This window comes from Bartonella sp. AA2SXKL, assembly GCF_042197205.1.
In the GTDB taxonomy this organism is placed as follows: Bacteria; Pseudomonadota; Alphaproteobacteria; order Rhizobiales; family Rhizobiaceae; genus Bartonella.
Genome location: NZ_JBHIRN010000251.1, coordinates 1 through 257, shown reverse-complemented (window position 1 = coordinate 257; position 257 = coordinate 1). Strand labels below are relative to the sequence as shown.

Sequence of the window (257 nt, the reverse complement as noted above, 5' to 3'; positions counted from 1 at the left end):
AAATATGGATCGTCTTGATCGAAAAATTTTATATCTTTTGCAAGAAAATGCGACACTCTCTGTCGCTGATATCGCTAAAAAAGTAGGACTTTCTACCACTCCTTGTTGGCGTAGAATTCAAAAACTTGAAGAAGATGGTGTTATTCAACGTCGTGTTGCTGTCCTCTCTCCAGAAAAAGTAAACGCACACGTCACTGTTTTTGTTTCTATTCGTACGAACACACACAGCCAAGAATGGCTTAAGCGCTTTTCAAAAA

At 38.5% G+C, this 257-nt stretch carries 1 protein-coding gene; it reads left to right on the top strand.

Annotated features, from left to right (window positions below):
• Positions 1 to 4: 4 nt before the first annotated feature.
• A partial coding sequence (locus ACFINS_RS11040) for an Lrp/AsnC family transcriptional regulator (RefSeq protein WP_375706298.1) occupies positions 5 to 257 on the top strand: 253 nt, incomplete at its 3' end.